Here is a 20,007-nt window from a genome sequence, read left to right on the forward strand (position 1 = left end):
GTCACTGAAACCAACGGATGAACGCGCGCCCCGCACGCGGCGCACGGGTTCGGGTGCGCCGCGACGTCAGTCAGCTTCGCGGATCGGAGGGCTCGACGTCGAGAGGGGACAGCAGCGACCGCAACAACGTTGCCAGTTCGGTACGCTGACGCTCCGTCATGTCCCCCAGTAGCGACTTCTCGTAGTCGATCAGGTCGGACAGCGCGGCGTCGACGCGGGAACGCCCCCGCGGCGTGAGCTGGACCAGCACTCCCCGGCGGTCCGCCGGGTCGGGGCGACGCTCGACCAGGCCGGCCATGGCCAGGCGGTCGATCCGGTTGGTCATCGTCCCCGAGGTCACCAGGGTGGCCCGCAGGAGTCTCCCCGGGGTGAGTTGGTAGGGGTCGCCGGAGCGGCGGAGCTCACTGAGAACGTCGAACTCCCAGGGCTCCAGGTCGTGCTCGGCGAAGATCTGCCGACGCGCCCGGTCGAGGTGGCGTGCGAGCCGGGAGATGCGGCTCAGGACATGGAGGGGTTGGACGTCAAGATCGGGTCGTTCCGAGGTCCACGCCTCGACTAGCCCATCCACCTCATCGCGCATAACCCCAGCTTATATCTTGATATCGAGATATAAGAGCCGGTTCACTCATCTTTTCTCTTGCGAGACAGCCCCGGCTTCTTGTCCATGTGCGACAGCCCGTTCCACGCGAGGTTCACCAGATGCGCCGCGACGACCTCCCGCTTGGGCTTGCGGACCTCCAACCACCACTGTCCCGTCAACGCGACCATACCCACGAGTGACTGGGCGTACAGCGGAGCCAGCTTGGGATCGTAGCCCCGGGACCGGAACTGTTCCGCCAGCACGTGCTCCACCCGGGAGGCGAGTTCGCTGATCAGGCTGGCGAAGCTGCCCGTCCCCGAGGCGGCGTGCGAGTCCCGGGTCAGGATCCGGAAGCCGTCGCTGCGCTCCTCGACGTAGCGCAGGAGCGCGAGCGCCGCCCCCTCCAACTGCGCACGCGCGTCGTCGGAGTCGGCGATGGCCGTGCTCACCATGCTCAGCAGGGCCTGCATCTCGCGGTCGACCACGACGGCGTAGATGCCTTCCTTCCCGCCGAAGTGCTCATAGACGACGGGGCGCGTCACACCGGCGCGAGCGGCGATCTCCTCGATGGACGCGCCCTCGTAACCGCGATCGGCGAACAGTCTCCGGCCGATGTCCAGCAATTGTTCTCGGCGCTGTCGGCCGGTCATCCGCTCCTTGCGGGAACGGGAGGTCTGCTCGCTCACGGCTCCCATAATGGCCGATTATTCTTCCACACGCTTGGCGGCGAGTCTTTCGGTGTTGGGCCAGCGTACGGTGTGGGCCCAGTTGAGTTTTTCGAAGAGCCAGATGACGCGGGCGGAGATGTCGATTTGGCCTTTGAGTACGCCGTGGCGTGCGCAGGTGGGGTCGGCGTGGTGGAGGTTGTGCCAGGACTCTCCGAAGGAGGGGATGGCGAGCCACCAGACGTTGCGGGACCGGTCGCGGACGGCGAAGTTCTCCTCGCCGATGGTGTGGCAGATGGAGTTCACCGACCACGTCACGTGGTGCAGGAGGGCGATGCGCACCAGGCTTCCCCAGAAGAACGCGGTGAGCGCGCCCCACCACGACATCGTCACCAGACCACCGATGAGGGCGGGGGCGAGGAGCGAGACCAACGTCAGCGGGATGAACAGCTTGTCCACCCGGGCAATGTCACGGTCCTTCAGCAGGTCCGGCGCGAAGCGCTTGGGCGAGGTCTTCTCCTCGCTGAGGAACAGCCATCCCATGTGGGCGTAGAAGAGGCCTTTGGCGACGGAGCGCCAGTCGTCGCCGAACCGCCAGGGTGAGTGCGGGTCACCCTCGGCGTCGGCGTACTTGTGGTGCCGCCGGTGGTCCGCCACCCACTTGACCACACTGCCCTCGACGGAGAGGCTTCCCGCCACCGCCAGCGCGATCCGCAGGGGACGCTTGGCCTTGAAGGAGCCGTGGGTGAAGTACCGGTGGTAACCAACCGTCACACCGAGCCCGCTGATCAGGTAGAACACCGCCGCGATGATCACGTCGGTGAGTGTCAGCCCCCAACCCCAGGCGAAGGGCACCGCGGCGATCAGGGCCAACAGCGGGACCAGGACGAAGAAGAAGACGGTGACGCGCTGCGCGCGACTGGTCCCCTCGGGGTCGAGATCGGGGTTCGCGGCGGGGGCTGTCGCCGCGCCGGCGGAGGGCTCGGGGGCGGTTGTCGTCACAAGGGCACCTCGGGATCCTTCGTGGCCGCGCGTCCCGGAATGCCCGTGCGCCCGGCTGGCGAATCTATACCTACGTAACTGTAACCTACAGCCGTGTAGGTCGGACAGTGTCGGACAGAAGAGGCGCGCGACCAGGGCGAGCCATGGGCATCGGGGCCGAGCCCGAGTGTCGGCAGCGGTGTTCACGCCTGGCGCCGCGCGGGCGCCGCGTGGGGGAGGTACGGATAAGGCGGCGCGCCGGATCCCCAGGTCGTGTCGGGCGCCTCCTTGTGGGAGATGGCACAACACCCAGGCGCCGGCCACCGGCGGGTGGAGTCCCCGACACCGGCGGGACGTTCCCGCCACCCCACGAACGTGGCCTCCGTCCCGGGAAACCGAGTCCAGGTTTTGGGGCGCAAAGCGCTATGGTGGTTCCTGCTTCGTCGCCGCGCGCGACGGCGCGGTCCCGGGTGGTCTAATGGCAAGACGTCAGCCTTTGGAGCTGTGAGATCTAGGTTCGAGTCCTAGCCCGGGAGCCCCCATCGTGTATCCAGGGCGGTCCTCGGTCGCCATGATCGTCCCCGTGTATCCTGCGTGTGTTGGCCCTCGGCGGGCGTCTGTTCGCCTGCGCGCCAACCGGTGTTCACTGGCGAATGCCGAGGTCAAACGCTTCCGGCGCATCGGGGCGCCGGACATGCGCGATTCCACCAGCGACACGAGGAGTCTCCGCCTTGAGCGCGAGCCGCCCCGCAGCCGTCATCGTCCTCGCCGCGGGTGAGGGCACCCGGATGAGATCCCGGACGCCGAAAGTCCTCCACGAGATCTGCGGCCGCAGCCTGGTCGCACACGTGCTCGCCGCCGCCGCCGAGCTCGCTCCGCAACGGACAGTGGTCGTGGTCGGGCACGAGCGCGAACGCGTGTCCGCGCACGTCGACGAGGTCGCCCCGGGCGTCACCACCGCCGTGCAGGACAAGCAGAACGGGACCGGACACGCGGTCCGCATGGCCTTGGACTCCCTGGCAGGGGACGACACGACGCCGGCCGACGCGCTCAGCGGCACCGTGGTGCTCTGCTACGGCGACACGCCGCTCCTGCGCGGCAGGACGCTCGGCGACCTCGTGGCCGCGCATGAGGCCGGCGGGAACGCCGCCACCGTGCTGAGCGCCCACCTGGACGACCCGACGGGATACGGCCGGATCATCCGTGACTCCTCCGGAGCCTGCGCGGGCATCGTCGAGGAGGCGGACGCCACGGCCGACCAGCGCGCCATCACGGAGATCAACTCCGGCATGTACGCCTTCGACGGAGCCGCGCTCGCCGCGGTGGTGCAGCGGCTGAGCACTGACAACGCCAAGGGCGAGGAGTACATCACCGACACCGTGGCCCTGCTGCGCGGAGACGGGCTGCGGGTGGGGGTCTCGGTGGCCGAGGACGCCGGCGAGATCGAGGGCGTCAACGACCGTGTCCAGCTCGCCGCCGCCAGAGCCAGCCTCAACCGCCGCCTACTGGAGACCCACATGCGCGCGGGGGTGACGGTCGTCGACCCCGCCAGCACGCTCGTCGACGTCGACGTGACGATCGGCCAGGACGCGGTCATCGAGCCGCAGACCCAGCTCCTGGGCGGGACCGTCGTCGGTGACGAGGCCCACGTCGGTCCGGGGGCACGCCTCACGGACACCGCGGTCGGCGCCGGAGCCACCGTGTCCCACACGGTCGCCGAGGGCGCCGAGATCGGCGAACGCGCCGTCGTGGGGCCCTACTCCTACCTCCGCCCCGGCGCACGTCTCGGGGGCCGGGCCAAGGTCGGCACCTTCGTCGAGGTGAAGAACTCCAACGTCGGTGAGGGGACCAAGATCCCGCACCTGACCTACGTGGGCGACGCCGACATCGGCAAGGAGGCGAACATCGGCGCGTCGTCGGTGTTCGTCAACTACGACGGCGTGCACAAGAACAGGACCGTCGTGGGGGACCACGCGCGGACCGGTAGCGACACGATGTTCATCGCCCCCGTCAACGTGGGGGACGGCGCCTACACCGGCGCGGGGACGGTGGTGCGCGAGGACGTCCCTCCGGGGGCCCTCGCGGTGTCGGAAGGGCATCGACAGCGCAACATCGATGGATGGGTGCGCAGTCGGCGCCCGGGTACGGCCGCCGCGGACGCGGCGGAGCGTGCCACCAGCGCCGAGGACTGACAGTGAATGAGGGGGAAAGATTTTGACCGGCATAGAGGCCGCGGGTCAGAAGAAGATGATGCTCTTCGGTGGGCAGCATCATCCACAACTGACCGAAGACGTGGCCGGTCAGCTGGGCATCGATGTGACGCCGACGAGGTTCGAGCGGTTCGCCAACTCCGAGATCTTCGTGCGGTACCTGGAGTCCGTTCGCGGATCTGACGCCTTCGTCATCCAGGCGCATTCCGACCCCGTCAACGAAGCCATCATGGAGCAGTTGATCATGGTGGACGCGCTCAAGCGGGCTTCGGCGAAGCGCATCACGGTCGTGACACCGTTCCTGGGCTACGCGCGGCAGGACAAGAAGCACCGTGGGCGGGAACCGATCTCCGGTCGTCTGGTGACGGACCTCTTCCGTACCGCGGGCGCCGACCGTCTGATGGCGATCGACCTGCACACCGACCAGATCCAGGGGTTCTTCGACGGCCCCGTCGACCACCTGTTCGCGCTGCCGATCCTGGCCGACTACGTCGAGGCCAAGCTCTCCAGCTCCGAGGTCACGATCGTGTCCCCCGACGCGGGGCGCATCCGGACCGCGGACCGGTGGGCCGACCGCCTCGGTGCCTCCCTGGCCTTCATCCACAAGCGTCGTGACCCCGACATCGCCAACGAGGTGCGGGTGCACGAGGTGGTGGGCGACGTCTCCGGCCGCAGTTGCGTCCTCGTCGACGACATGATCGACACCGGTGGCACCATCGTGAAGGCCGCCGACGCGCTATTCGAGTACGGAGCGCGGGAAGTGATCGTCGCGGCGACCCACGGCGTGCTGTCCGGACCGGCGGCGAAGCGACTTCAGGACTCCAAGGTGTCGGAGGTCGTCATCACCAACACCCTCCCGATCCCGCCCGAACGTCAATTCGATAAGCTGACCGAACTCAGCATCGCCCCCCTCCTTGCCCGTGCCATAGAGCAGGTCTTCACCGACGGTTCGGTGACGAGCCTCTTCGACGGGGCCAGCTGACGGACCAGCGCCGCGTCACGCCACATGTGCTGAGCTCTCCGGGAACACGTTAGACTTGTGCGGGCGTCTGCGCCCGATCGGGTTCGTGTTCCCGCCCAGCGCCTGCGATGGCGCGGCGAGGCCGTTGTTGCCCCCGTACGGGTTTTGTCCCATTAGGAGTTCCCTCTCCCGCATGCGCGGGATGAATCAGACCGAGGAGTATTGCCGTGTCAGAGGTACGCATCAGCGCCGAGACGCGCACCGAGTTCGGTAAGGGCGCCGCCCGTCGCGTCCGCCGCGCGGGCAAGGTGCCGGCCGTCCTCTACGGCCACGGCACAGAGCCGCGGCACATCGCACTGCCGGGCCACGACCTGATGCTCGCCCTCAAGACACCGAACGTTCTGCTTCGCCTGGACGGCATGGACAAGGACAACCTTGTTCTGCCCAAGGCCGTGCAGCGGGACGCCATCAAGGGCTTCCTGGAGCATGTTGACCTGATCGTGGTCAAGAAGGGCGAGAAGGTCACCGTCGATATCCCGCTCCACCTCACCGGCGAGATCGCCTCGGGCGGAGTGCTGAACCAGGAACTGGTCAGCCTGGAGATCGAGGCCGAGGCGACGCACATTCCGGAGTCCATCGAGTTCTCCGTCGAAGGCCAGGAGGTCGGGGCGCACATCACCGCCGCCGACATTCCCCTCCCGGCTGGTGCGACGCTGCAGACCGATGGTGAGGCCCTGGTCCTCACCATCGCCGCGGAGCGTTCGGACGAGGAGCTTGAGGCCGAGCTCACCACCGAGGAGGGCGCCGAGCCCGCCACGGCTGGTGAAGAGGAGTCCGCGTCGGAGTCCGCTGAGTAATCCCCTGAGGGGTCACCGCGATCGCGGAGGTGACGCAGGTGGTCGGTGCATGGATCCGTGGCCTCCTGCGTCGCCCGGACGATCCGGGAGAAGGAGGCGCCGGGGCGATGGGCTCCGACTCCGACGACCGGTGGCTGGTGGTGGGCCTGGGCAACCCTGGTCCGCGCTATGCCGGCAACCGTCACAACGTCGGGCACATGGTGCTCGATGTCCTGGCTCAGCGTTCGAGTGAGCGCTGGAAGGGGCACAAGACACGGACAGACGTCGCTGTGGTCAGGATCGAGGGCGTGCCCACGGTCCTGGCCAAGCCGCGTTCCTACATGAACGTCTCTGGCGGCCCCGTCGCGGGCGTCAGCGACTTCTTCTCCGTTCCCGTGGACCGGGTGGTCGTGGTCCACGACGACATGGACATTCCCTTCGGCGCGATCAAGATCAAGCGCGGGGGAGGCGCGGGCGGGCACAACGGCCTGCGGTCCATCTCCAAATCGTTGTCCGCCCCCGACTACGTGCGGGTTCGATTCGGAGTGGGGCGTCCGCCCGGCTCCCAGGACGCGGCGGACTACGTGCTGCGCGACTTCTCCTCCACGGAGCGCAAGGAGCTCGACGTCGAGCTGGAGCGGGCCGCGGACGCGGTGGAGGCCGTGTTGGCCCATGGCGTGGAGAAGGCGCAGAACACCTTCCACGGTTCCTGATCCCCACTCTCGGGTGGGGTCTCCCTTGGCGGAGCTCCGAGTACGCCCTGGTCGCCGCCGCCGAGTTCGTCGTCAGCACTCCTCGGTCGGCCGTGCGCCCTTCGGTGCGATCCCCGGAACCCCGGTTTCCTCGCGTGGATCTCCGGATCGGCACACCTCCCACAATTACTGTGTGCGATCATATTGCTACACAAAGGCAGGATTCTGTGGGGGGAATCGAGCGTTGGGAGGTGTGATGGTCGTGGTGAAACGTACGTCCCTGGGGGGTATCCGTGCGATGGGACGTATGAGCGCGATCTACGTTACGTTGAGAGCCGGTCGTTCGCGCTGTTTCGGCCGCTATGACCGGGATGGTGGATCCGTGTGCCGATCGGGATTGGGCTAGGTAGGGCAGGTGAGCGGTATCCGTAACGACCATGAGGTGGCTCGGGACTTGGCTACCGAGGCCGGCCAGCACCTGTTGCGTCTGCGGGCTCGTCAGGGGTTCGACGAACCCGACGTCCTGCGAACCCTGGGTGATCGCCTCTCGCACGAGTTCCTCTTCTCGGCGCTGGAGCGACTTCGCCCCAGTGACCCGGTGCTGTCGGAGGAGGGGGTCGTTGACGACCCCAGTCGCCTGACCGCACGGAGGGTCTGGATCATCGACCCCCTGGACGGGACCCGGGAGTTCGCGGAGCCCGGGCGCAGCGACTGGGCCGTCCACGTCGCCCTGTGGGAGGCGGGCGACCTGGTCGCCGGGGCGGTCGCCCTCCCGGCCCAGGGCAGCACCCTGTCCACCGTCGATCCGCCGTGGCTTCCGGGGGAGCGTCCGGCCGAGCAGCGACTGCGGATCACGGTCAGTCGCACCCGGCCGCCGGAGTTCGCGCGACGGATCGCCACCCAGTTGGGGGCGGAGCTGGTGCCCATGGGGTCCGCGGGGGCGAAGATCTGCGCGGTGCTCCTGGGCATCGCCGACATCTACCTGCACTCGGGGGGACAGCACGAGTGGGACAGCGCGGCTCCGGTAGCCGTCGCTCGGGCCGCGGGGCTGCACACGTCCCGCATCGACGGAAGTCCGTTGACCTACAACCAGCCGGACGCCTCGCTGCCGGACGTCCTGGTGTGCCGGCCCGAACTCGCGACGACGTTGCTGGCGAGCATCCAGTCCTGCGCGAACACCGAAAACAGCGCGTGAGAATGTGGGGCGGGTCACACCGCCCCGCCGCCTAAAACTGTATACTCCCGGTCGGTTAGGTAGGGAATAGCCGCCGGGAGTTCGGAGTGTGGCCACGTCCGGGCCACGCCCAGCCACCCCTCCCACGTTCGGGGCGACCACTCTGCCTGACCGTCCAAGGCGGACCGCTACGACGAGTGAGGCGTGGACGGACATGACGCAGGCGCCCAGCCGATACCAGATGTCCCAGCTCGACCTGCTCGAGGCCGAGGCCTTGTACATCATGCGGGAGGTCGCCGCGGAGTTCGAGCGGCCGGTCCTGCTCTTCTCCGGGGGCAAGGACTCGATCGTGATGCTGCGGCTGGCGGAGAAGGCCTTCTGGCCGGGACCCATTCCCTTCCCCGTCATGCATGTCGACACCGGGCACAACTTTCCCGAGGTCATGGAGTTCCGGGACCGACGCGTCGCCGAGACCGGCGTCCGGTTGATCGTCGCCTCGGTACAGGAGCAGATCGACGCGGGGGTCGTGCGTGAGCCCACCGGCCGGTGGGCCAGCCGCAACCGGTTGCAGACCTCGGCACTCCTGGACGCCCTGGAGCACCACCGGTTCGACGCCGCGTTCGGCGGCGCCCGCCGCGACGAGGAGAAGGCGCGCGCCAAGGAACGAATCTTCTCCTTCCGCGACGAGTTCGGTCAGTGGGAGCCCAAGGCGCAACGCCCCGAACTGTGGAACACCTTCAACACCCGGGTCGCCCAGGGGGAGAACATCCGGGTGTTCCCGCTGTCGAACTGGACCGAGCTGGACATCTGGGCCTACGTACGGCGCGAGGAACTCGCCCTGCCGTCGATCTACTTCGCACACGAACGCTCGGTGTTCGAGCGCGACGGGATCCTTCTGGCCGACAACCCGCACGTGCACCGGGACGACGACGAGACCGTGTTCTCCACCATGGTGCGCTACCGCACGGTCGGCGACATGACCTGTACCGGTGCCGTCCGCTCCACCGCCACCACCCTCCCCGACATCGTCGCGGAGATCGCCGCCACACGGATCACCGAACGGGGGCAGACCCGCGCCGACGACCGATCCAGCGAGGCCGCGATGGAGGACCGCAAGCGCGAGGGCTACTTCTAGGTCGTGCCCAGGCCACCACGAACACAGCGAACACGAGGCGGGGAAGCTTGCTGATGACCAACGACATCCTGCGATTCGCCACCGCCGGCTCGGTCGACGACGGCAAGAGCACACTGATCGGTCGGCTGCTCTACGACTCCAAGTCCATCTTCGAGGACCAGTTGGAGGCGGTGGAACGCACCAGCCGCGACCGTGGCGAGGAGGACGCCAACCTCGCGCTGCTCACCGACGGTCTGCGGGCCGAGCGCGAGCAGGGAATCACCATCGACGTCGCCTACCGGTACTTCGCGACGCCGCGCCGGACGTTCATCATCGCCGACACTCCGGGGCACGTGCAGTACACCCGCAACATGGTGACGGGGGCGTCCACTGCGGACCTGGCGGTGGTCTTGGTGGACGCGCGCAAGGGCCTACAGGAACAGAGTCGTCGCCACGCGTTCCTCGCGACGCTGCTGCGGGTGCCGCACCTGGTGTTCGCGGTGAACAAGATGGACCTCGTCGACTACGACGAGGCTCGGTTCGAGCGGATCAAGGACGAGTTCACCGACTTCGCGGCCAAGTTGGACGTCCCGGACCTCACCTTCATCCCCATCTCCGCCCTCCGGGGTGACAACGTGGTCGGCCGGTCCCCGAACATGGACTGGTACGACGGGCCCCCGCTGCTGCGCCACCTGGAGAACGTGCACATCGCCTCCGACCGGAACCTGGTCGACGTGCGCTTCCCGGTCCAGTACGTGATCCGACCGCACCGCGCGGCCGACCCGGCCCTGCACGACTACCGGGGCTACGCCGGCCAGGTCGCCGGCGGCGTCCTCAAGCCGGGCGACACCGTCACCCACCTTCCGTCGGGACTGGAGACCACGATCACCGAGATCTCCACGGCGGACGGTCCCGTGGCCGAGGCGTTCTCCCCCATGTCGGTGACGCTGCGGCTCGCCGACGACATCGACATCTCCCGCGGGGACATGATCTGCCGCCCCCAGAACCAACCGTCGGTCACCCAGGACGTGGACGCCATGCTGTGCTGGATGTCCGAGACCCGCCCCCTCACCGCTCGGAGCCGGCTGCTCCTGAAACACACCACCCGCAGCGTTCGCACCGTGGTCCGGGACGTCCACTACCAACTGGACGTCAACACCCTGCACCGCGACGAGTCCGCCGACACCCTCAGGCTCAACCAAATCGGTCGTGTCGCCCTGCGAACGACACAGCCCATCTTCACCGACGCCTACCGACGCAATCGCCTGACCGGCGGATTCATCCTCGTCGACGAGTCGACCAACGCAACCGTCGCCGCCGGCATGATCGTCGACACCTAGGCGACACAACGCTCGACTCACCCGTCCGCCCGCCGCCACCCACGACGGACGCGCTCCGCGCGCGGTTCTTGCTGGGGTCGGGGCTCCACGCGGGAACGCGTCGCCGGCGACCTGGCTGGGTGTTCCCTGACGTAAATCCGCGACGCGGGTGGGGGCGTCCGCGCGCGGCCCCCGACACAGGACCCACTGGACGCTCGCTTTGCTTTCGCCGCTGCGGACGTACGGCGCACGAGGCTCTCCCCTTGCGGGTGCATGGGGAACCGAACGGGGTGGATGCCAATGCCGACAGTGTGGGCGGTGTGTCAGAATCCTCGGCCGCGGCGGTGGAGCGTGTTGAGGATGGTGCTGGGGGACACGCCTCCGGCGATGGCGGTGGCCAGGTAGGCGCGTGGCTCGATGGGGTAGCTGCGTAGCGTGGTCGCGATCCAGCGGAGGGCCGCTCGTCGGTGGCCGGCCGCCGCCTCGGCGAAGGCGACCTGGCCGGCGACGCGTGCGTAGCCGGAGCGGACCAGACCGAACTCGGGGTACTCCGACAACAGCCAGCGCAGCGCACTGGAGGTGGCCTGCCATGCCTCGGAGTAGGGGGAGGGCAGGTGCCAGGGGACGCGTACCGCGGGTTCGGGGCACGCGCGCACGGTGCCGTTGCGCGCGATCCGCAGCAGCAGTTCGTAGTCCTTGGCGTATGTGCCGGGGATCCGTTCGTCGATGAGCCCGGTACGACTCATCAGGGTGCTGCGTCGCAGGAGGTAGGTGGAGGGGTGCACCTCGGTTCCGCGGTAGCGCAGGAGGTCGCTGAACGTGATCCGCCCCGGCCGTGGCGTGTGGTCGACCTCGCGCCGATCGCCGACCGCGCGAATGCCGCAGGCGACGAGGTCGGTGTCGGGGTGGGCCTGGAGCAGCTCGACCTGGGCCCGGAGCTTGTGAGGCAGCCACGTGTCACCGTCGTCGCAGAACGCCACATAGTCGGAGGTCGCCGCGAGGATCCCCGAGTTGCGGGCGCCGGCCAGACCAGGGCTGCGGGTGTTGGCGACGCCGGCCAGCGAGCGGTTCTCCGTTCCCGCCGGTAGTGAGGCGTCGGGCTCTCCCCGCGCCGGCACCACGAGCGTGTGGATCCGTCCGGGGTAGTCCTGGCCGGCCAAGGAGCGGAGCGTGCGACGGAGGGCGTCGGAGTGGGTCCGGGCCGCGACGACGGTGGTGACGTCGGGCCATCCGTCCTGGGGGCACACCGTCGGAAGTGGCCCGCTGCCCGCACGCCGGGGCGCGGGGAGGGACGGGGTGCCCTGTCGATGCCCCACAGAGTTCCGGTGGCCGGCCGTGACCGGGGCCCGAGGCACGGTGTCCCGGTTCACCCGGAAGTCGATGGGGTGTGCGAGGGCACGTTCCAACGCGTCAGCCAACTCCGAGGCGGTCGCGCAGCGAACGTGATCGGCGTCGGGCACGGAGAACGGGTGCTGCGCGGATCCGGCGTCGATCCGCTCCGCGTCGGTGTAGGGCCCGGCGACGATGGGAACGTGGCCGTGCCGTCGAGCCGTGCGGATGGACCGCGTGCACGGAGAGCAGACCACGACGATCGCCCGGTCCAGCGCGGCCGTGAGTCCGTCGTCCGGCGTGACGGTCGGCTCGTGCTGGACGGCCAGGGGCTCTACCCGCAGCAGGGGATGACGGGTGGCCCAGGCTTGCGTCCAGGACAGTGGGAAAGCAAAAGGAGAGTCCTCGGAATCGAGCAATACCAGGACGTTCGGCCGGTCCTGCATACTCTGTCTCACCTCGATGCTGTGTCGCCGCGCCGGGGGCCTCGAAGCTGTGGACGTACTGCGACTCGTTACATGGAATGAGCGGGCCGAGAGGAGGCGTGCGGGGTTACCGCGGGGGATCGGCCCTTATCGGCTTGCCGTAATCATGCCATAGCTAAAAGTAACTGGGTCGCTTCGTTCGGTATCGATTCGAACAGCGGTCAGGTCCGAGGATCACCAGGGGCTTTCGCCTGAGCGGCTACCGCCTCGTGCCGTTCGCACGACCCACCAGATTCCGGAGAATCGGCATCAGCCAGGGCCGAGGACTCCAGCTCGGGTCCTCACGCAGCCGTCGGGTGGTGCGGTCCGTGAGGTACAGGGCCATGGTGGTGGCCACGGTGCGGCTCGTCGGCGTCACTCCCGAACGCGCGAAGGCCGGGTCGTCGAGCAGCCTGGCCCCGCTGCGCAGCCAGGTGTCGACACCGGTGCGGGGATTGGCGCGCAGGCACTCCCGCAGGTTGTAGTGCAGCGCGTCGAAGCCGAGAGGGGCGCACACCTCGGCGCGCTCCCAGTCCCACACGAAGTCACGGCGCTGGGTACTGGACATGTTCCAACGCGTCAGGTCGCCGTGCCAGGCGCCGAACAGAAGGTTCACGTCGGGTAGTCGCGTGAGCTGCGCCCGCAGAGCGTCACCGAGCGCACCGCCGGGCAGCTCCTTCACCGCGCGGGTGAGCCGATGCAGGTACTCGCTGGCGGCGAGCGGCTGCTGCACGACACCCGCCGTGTTCGCGATCTGGATCGTCGCCCGCAGCAACCGGTGCCGGGTCGGCGGGTCGGTCTGTTCCCCCACCGGAAGGGCCTCCTGGACGAGGAAGGGCATCCCGCGCCACGAGCCGGCGTGCAGGACGCGGGGCACCGTGACGTCGGGCAGGTGACAGTGGCGCAGGGATCGGAGCGTCTCCGTCTCGGATCGGACGAGCCGTGCGGTGTGTTCGTCCACCGCGAACTTCGCGTAGCCCACGGCGCCGCCCAACGGAGTCAGGAGAAGCGCGACGGGTTTCCGGTCGCTGCCCGTGCCGCCCGTCCGCACCGCCAACACGAGGTCCCGGCGCAGCACGTCGGCGAGCATGCGCTCCAACCCGTGGGGCGGAGCGAGCCGGACCTCTCCCTCCGCCGCCAACGGCCCCAGCCCGGCGGCGAAGCTCAGCCCCAGCACGGTCGCGTGCACCCGTTCGATCCGTGGCTGCCCGGTGGTGAAGGCCATCAGTGCCCGGGCCGCCGCGTGTCGGTGCCCCGATGGGAGGAGGACTCGGTAACCGCCTCGGATCGAGGACACGAAGTAGCCGGGGCTCCGCTCGGACTCGATGCCAGGACGCACGAGAGACATCATCGTGCGCGTGGAGGTGTCCCGCCGGTACCGACCCGCCGTCCGTTGTCCGGAAGATTGGAACTTGCCGGACACGTTCGCCTGGCCGCGCGAGAAGAGAGCCCCACCCTGCGGCTGGCGGTGTTTTCGTTGGCCAGCCAGGAGGGGCGGAGCTCAGGCCACCCATCCTCCGGAGCGCAGGGTGTCGAGGACCAGATCCACCGCGTGGTCGACGGAGATCTCCGTGGTGTCAACGGTGAGGTCGGCGTCGTCAGGAACCTCGTAGGGGTCGGAGACTCCCGTGAACTCTGGGATGACGCCGGCCCGGGCCTTGGCGTAGAGGCCCTTTCGGTCGCGGGACTCGCACTCGGCCAAGGGCGTCGCCACGTGGACGAGGACGAAGTCGCCGTGCCGCTCCACCATCGCTCGGACCTCGGCCCGGGTGGCGGCGTAGGGCGCGATGGGCGCGCACACCGCGACGCCTCCGTGGCGGGCGATCTCGGCCGCCACGAATCCGATACGGCGGATGTTGGCGTCGCGGTCCTCCTTGGAGAAGCTGAGCCCCTTGGAGAGCATCCGGCGCACGACATCCCCGTCAAGGAGGGTGACCGGGCGGCCCGACTCACGGATTCGGTCGGAGACACCGCGCGCGATCGTGGACTTACCCGACCCCGACAGTCCGGTGAAGAACACGGTGAGGCCACGGTTCGGGCGTGGGGGCCACTGGCGTGCGAGTTCGTCGGCGACCTCGGGCGGGGTGAACCAACCCGGCAGGGGTTTCCCATGGGCCAGCATCCGGTGGAGTTCGGCCTGGCCAAACTCCGGACGCTCGACCGGCTCGACCAGCGTCCGGGACGCGCCGAAGCCCTGGGCGACCCCGACAGCGGTCTCGGGCGTGTACTCGGGCAGGGCGACGGCGACGACCTGGGTCCCGGCCGGCAGGTGGGACCGGGCCGCCAACACCGCGTGCATGGTCCGCTCGTCGTGGAACGGAGTGTCGACGAGGACCAGGACCTCGGCCGTCGCGGAGGTGGGGGTGCGTGTGTCCGTCTCCTCGGCCAGGTGGTGCGCGGCGGCGTGGATCTCCGCGAGCGCGCTGTGGTGGAGAGGGGTGGACGTCACCACGCACAACAGCGGATCGGACGGACGCTGCCGCCGTTCCCGGACGTCCCCGGGACTGAGGCGCAACCGGCGGAAGACCCCGTGCGCGGGTCGCTCGATCGTGGTCACGGGGCCGGCGAGGTAGGTGACCCCCGACTCCCGCCACCGCTCGGTGACCGCGAGGCGTGCCAGCGGGGCACCTTCGGGGTCGGTGAGTGTCACGGCGTCGCCCCGGGGCAGGTCGGACGGAACCGGTAGCACGACGGGGATCGACCAGGGACGTCCGTCCACGAGTCGACCGTGCTCCCGGACGCTGGCGACCTCCGCGCGGCCCATGAAACCGGACAGCGGATACGCGCCGTTCAGCAGCAGTTCCACATGTGCCAACGCGGCCGAATCCGGCGTGATCTCGACCGGCTCGCTGGAATCCACACTCGTACTGGTCACGGAATCAGCCTAGGGGGCCACCCTCCACCTGCGCCCGTCCCGCTCCCCGCATCGAGCCGATCTCGGACCCTGCGCCGTCGACCGTACGGGACACGCCGCGCGACCCCAGTCCGGCTCCGACAACCCACCCACAAGGGGGTGCTGGTCGCACGGCGACACCGTGGGTGCGGAGGGCCACCGGGCGTGACGCAGCGCCCCCGGCTGAGTGGTGGGCGCCCGCCACCACGTGCCACCCACTCGGGACGGGGCGCCACGGCTGCTCCACCCACCCGCACCCTTACCGCTGGCGCCGTGTCTCTGTCGCGTCATGGACCTCGTCGCCCAGCGCCCCGCCGGCGCCGACGAGCCAAGGGCGTCCGGCCGTGGCTCACCGTCGTGAGAAGCGGTGGGCCTCGTCGCCCGCCGAGTGTGCCCGTCGTGGGTGCGGGGCGTCGGGCTTCCGGGCGTGCGTTGACCTGTGTCCGCCGCGACGGTTCAGGGGTTCGTGTGAGGCGCTTCGTCGGCCCCGATCGCTTCGGACGCGTCCGGATCCGCTTCCCGGGCACGGTCTGACGGCCCACCGCTCCCTACCGCGGCCTACCGCGGGTGGCCGTCCTGACGTGCGAAGGGCCTCTACGTGTGGCGCGTCCACTGTGTCGATCCACTCGCGGGGGCGCACGGTGCCGAAGGGCGAGTGGCTTGTGCCGGTCGCCGCCCCGGACGGATTTCTCGAGACGTCTGTTACCTACAGGCGGTCTTCCTGGAGTCCGGGGACGTGGGGGCGCCGCACGCCGCGTTCCGTCCCACGGGTAACCCGGAGCCGGCGGGGGAGCAAAGGGATGGCCACGTGCGGTGTGTCCGTGGGTGTGTGGGGAATGGAGGGAACAGCGCACGTGGGTGGAGCGTTGCCTCTTGTGGGGCCGGGGAGTGCGTGGTGTGCAACCGCTCGGGGGCGACATAGTCTGTGCCCGGGGCTGTTCGGTCCATGTTTCCCGTCGTTGGGGTTCTGCCGTGGATCCGATGTTCGTCGTTGGCGGCGGGGGCGGTTCCGCGTCCGACTCCCACCGAGCAGCCACCGATGCTCCCGAGGGGTGTGGGTTCCCGCGGGAGGGGATGGCTGGCGCCTGGACACGCCGGCCCACGATGCGGGTGACGCATCCCGACGACGGCCCGCGGTCCCGGGGGTGGTGCGCTGGTCGGAGCGCGACACGGCGGCCCAGGCCGCACGACCCCGAGCGATCCACAAGTACAGAGCCTAAGGAACCATGAGTCTTTCTGGACTGCTCTCCGCCGTGCGCACGGATCCCGCGCTGAGTGGGGTCATCGAGGCAGCGCGCCAGGGAACCGAGCCCGAGCTGGACGTCGTCGCGCCGGGGGCGTTGCGCCCGGTGCTCCTCGCCGCGTTGGCGGCCGACGCGCCGACGGGGGGCGGTCGCCCCATCCTCGCCGTCACGGCGACCGAGCGTGAGGCGACGACCCTCGCCGATTCACTTGGTGATCTCCTGCCCGCCGAGTCGGTCGCGGTGTTCCCACCGTGGGAGACGCTCCCGCACGAACGTCTCTCGCCTCGCTCCGACACGGTCGGGCAGCGTCTGGCCGTCCTGCGCCGTCTCGCCCACCCGGACTCCGACGACCCCCTGAACCTCCCACTCCGTGTGGTCGTCGCGCCCGTGCGCAGCGTACTGCAGCCACTCGTGCAGGGCCTGGGTGACCTCGTCCCGGTGCGGGTGCGTACCGGGGACGCCGTGGCGATGGAGGACCTGGTCCAACGCCTGGTCGACGCCGGATACGCGCGCGTCGACCTCGTGGAGAAGCGGGGTGACCTCGCGGTCCGCGGTGGCATCCTGGACGTCTTCCCACCCCAGGAGGAACACCCCCTACGCCTGGAGTTCTGGGGCGACGAGGTGGAGGAGATCCGCTCCTTCCAGGTGGCCGACCAGCGTTCCATCGCCGGTGAGGACGCCGCCGCGGGCGGCCTGCTCGCGCCCCCCTGCCGGGAGCTGCTCCTCACACCCGAGGTTCGCGAGCGTGCGCGGACCCTCGCCGAACAGCACCCCGCCCTGGCCGACGTGCTGGACAAGCTCGCCGAGGGCATCACGGTGGAGGGCATGGAGGCGTTCGCGCCCGTGCTCGCCGGGGACATGGAGTCCCTCCTGCGGTACTTCCCCCGCGACGCCCACGTACTGGCCTGCGACCCCGAACGGATCCGAACCCGGGCGACCGAGCTCGTCGAGACGAGCCGGGAGTTCCTCGAGGCGTCCTGGATCACCGCCGCCGCGGGTGGCGAGGCTCCGATCGACCTCGGCGGCTCCGCCTACCGTTCCATCGGTGACGTGCGACGCGAGGCACTGGACGGGGGACTCGCGTGGTGGACCGCCAGCCCCTTCGACGCCGGCCACGTCGCGGAGGACACCGAAGGCGACACCACGATCGTCCTCAGCGCCGCCGGCGCGGAGACCTACCGCGGTGACACCGAGCGGGCCCTCACCGACGCCAAGACCTGGCTGCACGACGAATGGCGCGTCGTACTCCTCACCGAGGGACACGGTTCCGCCGAACGGCTCGTCTCCATGGTGCGTGAGGCGGGGCTCGGCGCACAGCTCGTCACCGACCTCGCCGAGGAGCCGCGCACCGCGGTGGTCACCGTAGCCACCGGACGGCTGGACCACGGATTCGTCTGGCGCTCGGTGCGCACCGCGGTCCTCACCGAGGCGGACCTGGCCGGGCAGCGCTCCTCCACCAAGGACATGCGCCGGATGCCCAGCCGTCGGCGCGGCACGATCGACCCGCTGCAGTTGAAGCCCGGCGACTACGTGGTCCACGAGCAGCACGGCGTCGGCCGCTACATCGAGATGGTCAGCCGCGAGATCCAGGGCGCCACCCGCGAGTACCTGGTCATCGAGTACGCCCCATCGAAGCGCGGCCAGCCCGGGGACCGACTCTTCGTCCCGACCGACCAGCTTGACGAGGTCACCCGGTACGTGGGTGGCGAGGCTCCCACCGTGAACCGGATGGGCGGCTCTGACTGGCAGAAAGCCAAGAGCCGAGCCCGCAAGGTCGTCCGAGAGATCGCCGGCGACCTCATCCGTCTCTACTCCGCGCGTCAGGCGTCGCCCGGTCACGCGTTCGCCCCCGACACCCCGTGGCAGCGTGAGCTCGAGGACGCCTTCCCCTACGTGGAGACCCCCGACCAGTTGGCGGCGATCGACGAGGTCAAGCGGGACATGGAGAAGTCCGTCCCGATGGACCGGCTGATCTGCGGAGACGTCGGCTACGGGAAGACCGAGGTGGCGGTGCGGGCCGCCTTCAAGGCGGTGCAGGACGGCAAGCAGGTGGCGGTCCTCGTGCCGACCACGCTGCTCGTCCAGCAGCACCTCTCGACGTTCGCGGAGCGCTACGCCTCGTTCCCCGTCAATGTGAAGCCGCTCTCCCGCTTCCAGACCGACGCCGACGTCGCCGCGACGATGGAGGGGCTGCGCGACGGCACCATCGACGTGGTGATCGGTACCCACCGGCTGCTGTCGACCGACATCCGGTTCAAGCAGCTCGGGCTGATCATCATCGACGAGGAGCAGCGGTTCGGGGTCGAACACAAGGAGTCCCTGAAGCGGATGCGCACCCAGGTCGACGTCCTCGCGATGTCGGCCACACCCATCCCGCGCACCCTGGAGATGGGGCTGACCGGGATCCGCGAGATGACGACCATCCTCACGCCCCCGGAGGAACGCCACCCCGTCCTGACCTTCGTCGGCCCCTACGAGGGCAACCAGTTGGCCGCGGCGATCCGCCGGGAGCTGCTGCGTGAGGGACAGGTCTTCTTCGTCCACAACCGAGTCGCCTCGATCGAGAAAGTCGCCGCGCAGGTCCGGGAGCTCGTGCCCGAGGCACGCGTCGCCTACGCCCACGGCCAGATGAACGAGAGCCAGCTCGAACGGGTGATGGTCGACTTCTGGGAGGAGAAGTTCGACGTCCTGGTGTCCACCACCATCGTGGAGTCGGGCCTGGACGTGCCCAACGCCAACACCCTGATCGTGGACCGCGCCGACACCTACGGGCTGTCCCAGCTTCACCAGCTCCGCGGGCGTGTGGGGCGTGGCCGGGAACGGGCCTACGCCTACTTCCTCTACCCGCCGGAGAGGCCGCTGAGCGAGACCGCCTACGAACGCCTGTCCACGGTGGCCCAGCACACCGAACAGGGCGCGGGCATGTTCGTGGCGATGAAGGACCTGGAGATCCGCGGCGCCGGCAACATCCTCGGCGCGGAACAGTCGGGGAGCATCGCCGGCGTCGGTTTCGACCTGTACGTCCGCATGGTGGGCGAGGCGGTCCGGGAGCTGCGGACGGGGGGTCCGGTCGAGGAGGAGGTCGAGACCAAGGTCGAGCTCCCGATCGACGCCCACATTCCGCACGACTACGTGCCCGGGGAGCGGCTGCGCCTGGACGCCTACAAGCGGATCGCCAGCGTCGGGGGACCGGAGGACATCGTCGCCATCCGGGAGGAGCTCTCGGACCGGTACGGGGAGCCGCCCCAGGAGGTCGACAACCTCTTGGAGGTCGCACGGTTCCGGGTCCGAGCCAAGAAGGTCGGCCTGACCGACGTCGTTCTCCAGGGGAACCAGGTCCGGTTCGCGCCGGTGGGTGAGCTGCCGGAGTCGCGCCAACTACGTATGAGGCGCATGTACCCCAAGGCGATCCTCAAGCAGGCCACGCAGACGCTCTTGGTGCCGATCCCCAAGGCCGGTGGCCTGGCCGGCAAGCCACTGCGCGACCTCGAGCTGCTGCGGTGGTGCACGGAGCTCGTGGAGGCCGTGCTGGAGTAGCCCCCGTC

Annotated in this window: 14 protein-coding genes and 1 tRNA gene; 9 read left to right on the plus strand and 6 right to left on the minus strand. The window is 69.3% G+C overall.

Features of this window, described 5'->3' with window-relative positions; genetic code table 11:
- Positions 1 to 70: 70 nt before the first annotated feature.
- The 3 genes from J4H86_RS21820 to J4H86_RS21830 are packed head-to-tail and all read right to left on the minus strand — an operon-like array spanning position 71 to position 2,247.
- Positions 71 to 580, minus strand: a complete 510-nt coding sequence (locus J4H86_RS21820; RefSeq protein ID WP_236539880.1) for a MarR family winged helix-turn-helix transcriptional regulator — start codon at positions 578 to 580, stop codon at positions 71 to 73.
- A 41-nt stretch (positions 581 to 621) separates the two neighbouring features.
- Positions 622 to 1,275, minus strand: coding sequence for a TetR/AcrR family transcriptional regulator (locus J4H86_RS21825; RefSeq protein ID WP_236539882.1), 654 nt, complete (start codon positions 1,273 to 1,275; stop codon positions 622 to 624).
- Positions 1,276 to 1,284: 9 nt separating this feature from the next.
- Entirely contained in the window at positions 1,285 to 2,247 is a 963-nt protein-coding gene (locus J4H86_RS21830) for an acyl-CoA desaturase (protein WP_236539884.1), read from the minus strand.
- A 443-nt stretch (positions 2,248 to 2,690) separates the two neighbouring features.
- Here J4H86_RS21830 and J4H86_RS21835 point away from each other — a divergent pair.
- The 8 genes from J4H86_RS21835 (at position 2,691) to J4H86_RS21870 (ending at position 10,553) form a co-directional block, all read left to right on the plus strand.
- Positions 2,691 to 2,762: transfer RNA gene (locus J4H86_RS21835), tRNA-Gln, on the plus strand.
- A 195-nt stretch (positions 2,763 to 2,957) separates the two neighbouring features.
- Entirely contained in the window at positions 2,958 to 4,418 is a 1,461-nt protein-coding gene (gene glmU / locus J4H86_RS21840) for a bifunctional UDP-N-acetylglucosamine diphosphorylase/glucosamine-1-phosphate N-acetyltransferase GlmU (protein WP_236539885.1), read from the plus strand.
- A 22-nt stretch (positions 4,419 to 4,440) separates the two neighbouring features.
- On the plus strand, positions 4,441 to 5,418 hold the full coding sequence (locus J4H86_RS21845; RefSeq protein ID WP_269134492.1) for a ribose-phosphate diphosphokinase: 978 nt from the start codon (positions 4,441 to 4,443) through the stop codon (positions 5,416 to 5,418).
- Positions 5,419 to 5,624: 206 nt separating this feature from the next.
- Positions 5,625 to 6,254 carry a 50S ribosomal protein L25/general stress protein Ctc gene (locus J4H86_RS21850; RefSeq protein ID WP_236539887.1) on the plus strand — a complete coding sequence of 210 codons (630 nt, stop codon included), beginning with the start codon at positions 5,625 to 5,627 and terminating at the stop codon, positions 6,252 to 6,254.
- Positions 6,255 to 6,361: 107 nt separating this feature from the next.
- Complete coding sequence (gene pth, locus J4H86_RS21855) at positions 6,362 to 6,946, plus strand: aminoacyl-tRNA hydrolase (RefSeq protein ID WP_236544129.1); 585 nt, start codon at positions 6,362 to 6,364, stop codon at positions 6,944 to 6,946.
- 394 nt (positions 6,947 to 7,340) lie between these two features.
- Positions 7,341 to 8,120 (plus strand): 3'(2'),5'-bisphosphate nucleotidase CysQ, encoded by a 780-nt coding sequence (locus J4H86_RS21860; RefSeq protein WP_236539889.1) that lies wholly within the window; start codon positions 7,341 to 7,343, stop codon positions 8,118 to 8,120.
- A 142-nt stretch (positions 8,121 to 8,262) separates the two neighbouring features.
- Positions 8,263 to 9,234: a sulfate adenylyltransferase subunit CysD gene (gene cysD / locus J4H86_RS21865; protein WP_269134597.1), complete on the plus strand. Its 972-nt coding sequence runs from the start codon at positions 8,263 to 8,265 to the stop codon at positions 9,232 to 9,234.
- 53 nt (positions 9,235 to 9,287) lie between these two features.
- A complete protein-coding gene (locus J4H86_RS21870) occupies positions 9,288 to 10,553 on the plus strand; it encodes a sulfate adenylyltransferase subunit 1 (RefSeq protein WP_236539893.1) in 1,266 nt (421 codons plus the stop codon).
- Between the two features lie 302 nt (positions 10,554 to 10,855).
- Here J4H86_RS21870 and J4H86_RS21875 read toward each other — a convergent pair whose 3' ends face one another.
- The 3 genes from J4H86_RS21875 to cysC all read right to left on the minus strand — a co-directional run bounded on the left by J4H86_RS21875 (position 10,856) and on the right by cysC (position 15,200).
- Positions 10,856 to 12,307 carry a glycosyltransferase family 2 protein gene (locus tag J4H86_RS21875; RefSeq protein WP_236539895.1) on the minus strand — a complete coding sequence of 484 codons (1,452 nt, stop codon included), beginning with the start codon at positions 12,305 to 12,307 and terminating at the stop codon, positions 10,856 to 10,858.
- A 238-nt stretch (positions 12,308 to 12,545) separates the two neighbouring features.
- Positions 12,546 to 13,664: an aminoglycoside phosphotransferase family protein gene (locus J4H86_RS21880; protein WP_236539897.1), complete on the minus strand. Its 1,119-nt coding sequence runs from the start codon at positions 13,662 to 13,664 to the stop codon at positions 12,546 to 12,548.
- Between the two features lie 162 nt (positions 13,665 to 13,826).
- Positions 13,827 to 15,200, minus strand: a complete 1,374-nt coding sequence (cysC, locus tag J4H86_RS21885) for an adenylyl-sulfate kinase (RefSeq protein ID WP_236539899.1) — start codon at positions 15,198 to 15,200, stop codon at positions 13,827 to 13,829.
- A gap of 1,244 nt (positions 15,201 to 16,444) precedes the next feature.
- On the opposite strand from cysC, the gene mfd reads away from it, so the two are divergent.
- On the plus strand, positions 16,445 to 19,999 hold the full coding sequence (mfd, locus tag J4H86_RS21890) for a transcription-repair coupling factor (protein WP_236539901.1): 3,555 nt from the start codon (positions 16,445 to 16,447) through the stop codon (positions 19,997 to 19,999).
- The last annotated feature ends 8 nt before the right edge of the window (positions 20,000 to 20,007 follow it).

Source organism: Spiractinospora alimapuensis (genome assembly GCF_018437505.1).
Classification (GTDB): Bacteria; Actinomycetota; Actinomycetes; order Streptosporangiales; family Streptosporangiaceae; genus Spiractinospora; species Spiractinospora alimapuensis.